A 2539-nucleotide genomic window follows, 5' to 3' on the forward strand; every position below is an offset into this window, starting at 1 on the left:
GACGCCTTCCAGGAGGCGGACATCGTCGGCATCACGATGCCGATCACCAAGCACAACTTCCTGGTCAGGAACGCCGAGGACATCCCCAGAACCATCGCGGAGGCGTTCCACATCGCGGCGACGGGCCGCCCAGGACCCGTCCTGGTCGACATCGCCAAGGACGCCCTCCAGGCCCGTACGACCTTCAGCTGGCCGCCCGTCAAGGAGTTGGCCGGCTACCGCCCGATCACCCGCCCGCACCCGGGGCAGCTCAGGGAGGCCGCCCGGCTCCTGACCACGTCCCGGCGGCCGGTGCTGTACGTGGGCGGGGGCGTCCTCAAGGCCCGCGCGACGGCGGAGCTGCGCATCCTCGCCGAGCTGACCGGGGCGCCCGTGGTCACCACCCTCATGGCGCTCGGCGCGTTCCCCGGCAGCCACCCGCAGCACGTGGGCATGCCGGGCATGCACGGGGACGTCGCGGCGGTCACGGCCCTCCAGAAGGCCGACCTGATCGTCGCGCTGGGCACCCGTTTCGACGACCGGGTCACGGGCAAGCTGGACAGCTTCGCGCCGTACGCCAAGGTCGTGCACGCCGACATCGACCCGGCGGAGATCTCCAAGAACCGGCTCGCGGACGTCCCCATCGTCGGGGACGCCCGTGAGGTGCTCGCCGGCCTGGCCGCGGCCGTACGCGCGGAACACGAGGACGGGCGGTACGGCGCGTACGCGGAGTGGTGGCGGGACCTGGACCGCTGGCGCGCCACCTACCGCCGCGGCTACGAGCCGGCCGCCGACCCGGGGCTGCTCCTGCCGCAGCAGGTCATCGAACGGGTCGGCCAACTCGCCCCGGAGGGAACGCTGTTCGCCTCCGGCGTCGGCCAGCACCAGATGTGGGCGGCGCAGTTCCTCCCGCACGAGGAGCCGGGCACCTGGTTCAACTCGGGGGGCGCGGGGACCATGGGGTACGCGGTGCCCGCCGCGATGGGCGCGAAGGCCGGCCGCCCCGACCGTACCGTCTGGGCGATCGACGGCGACGGCTGCTTCCAGATGACCAACCAGGAACTCACCACCTGCGCCCTGAACAACATCCCCATCAAGGTCGCGATCATCAACAACGGCGCGCTCGGCATGGTCCGCCAGTGGCAGAACCTGTTCTACGGCGCCCGCTTCTCCAACACCGTCCTGCACGACGGCGCCACCAACGCCACGACCGGATCCACCCTGGGCGTGGGCTCCGCCACCAACCGGGGCACCCGCGTCCCCGACTTCGTCCAGCTCTCCGAGGCGATGGGCTGTGTGGGCCTGCGCTGCGAGAACCCGGACGAACTGGACGCGGTCATCGACAAGGCCAACTCGATCAACGACCGCCCGGTCGTCGTGGACTTCATCGTCCACGAGGACGCGATGGTGTGGCCGATGGTCGCCGCCGGCACCTCCAACGACGACATCATGGCCGCCCGCGGCGTCCGCCCCGACTTCGGCGACTCCGCGGACGACTGAGAGGACCCTCCGACATGTCCCAGCACACACTCTCCGTCCTGGTCGAGAACACACCCGGCATCCTGGCCCGGGTCGCCGGTCTCTTCTCACGGCGCGGTTTCAACATCGACTCGCTCGCGGTCGGCACCACGGAACACCCCGAGCTGTCCCGTATCACCATCGTGGTCAGGGTCGACGAGGAACTGCCCCTGGAGCAGGTGACCAAACAACTCAACAAACTGGTCAACGTGTTGAAGATCGTCGAGTTGGAGGCGGACTCCGCCGTCCAGCGCGAACTGGTCCTGGTGAAGGTCGGCGCCGACAACACCACGCGCGGCCAGATCGTACAGATCGCCGAGCTGTTCCGCGCCGGGGTCGTGGACGTCTCCCCCGAGGCCGTCACCCTGGAGGCGACCGGTTCCGGCGCCAAGCTCGACGGGATGCTCCGGATGCTCGCGCCCTTCGGCATCAAGGAGTTGGTCCAGTCCGATGCGATCGCGATCGGCCGCGGGTCCCGCGCGCTGGCCGACCGCGCGGTGCGCGAGGCGCGTCCGATGCGCCTGGCGACGTCCGACACCCCGGTGAGCGCGGGTGCGCGGAGCGCCTAGCGCCCTCCGTACGCCCCGCTCTTCCCCCCGTACCTCCGCCCCCCATCACATCCGCCATCCGCCGATACGTTTCCCGACCGAGGAGAGTCCCTCATGTCCGCCGAGCTGTTCTACGACGACGACGCCGACCTGTCCATCATCCAGAACCGCAAGGTCGCGGTCATCGGGTACGGCAGCCAGGGCCACGCCCACGCGCTGTCGCTCCGTGACTCGGGTGTCGACGTCAGGGTCGGTCTGCACGAGGGCTCCACGTCCAGGGCGAAGGCCGAGGAGGAGGGTCTGCGCGTCGTGTCGGTGGCGGAGGCCGCCGCCGAGGCCGACGTCATCATGATCCTGGTCCCGGACCCGCTCCAGGGCAAGATCTACGAGGAGTCCGTCAAGGACCAGCTCAAGGACGGCGACGCGCTGTTCTTCGGCCACGGTCTCAACATCCGTTACGGCTTCATCAAGCCGCCCGCCAATGTCGACGTGGC

General features: G+C 69.9%; 3 protein-coding genes. All 3 read left to right on the forward strand.

Features of this window, described 5'->3' with window-relative positions; all coding sequences use genetic code 11:
- Positions 1-1479: thiamine pyrophosphate-dependent enzyme (locus GT042_RS30555; RefSeq protein WP_161311933.1), on the forward strand; the 1479-nt coding region annotated here is incomplete at its 5' end.
- 14 nt (positions 1480-1493) lie between these two features.
- Complete coding sequence (gene ilvN / locus GT042_RS30560) at positions 1494-2066, forward strand: acetolactate synthase small subunit (RefSeq protein WP_161311934.1); 573 nt, start codon at positions 1494-1496, stop codon at positions 2064-2066.
- A gap of 93 nt (positions 2067-2159) precedes the next feature.
- The coding region (locus GT042_RS30565) for an NAD(P)-binding domain-containing protein (protein WP_161311935.1) at positions 2160-2539 on the forward strand (380 nt) is incomplete at its 3' end.

The sequence above is a fragment of the Streptomyces sp. SID3212 genome (assembly GCF_009865405.1).
In the GTDB taxonomy this organism is placed as follows: domain Bacteria; phylum Actinomycetota; class Actinomycetes; order Streptomycetales; family Streptomycetaceae; genus Streptomyces.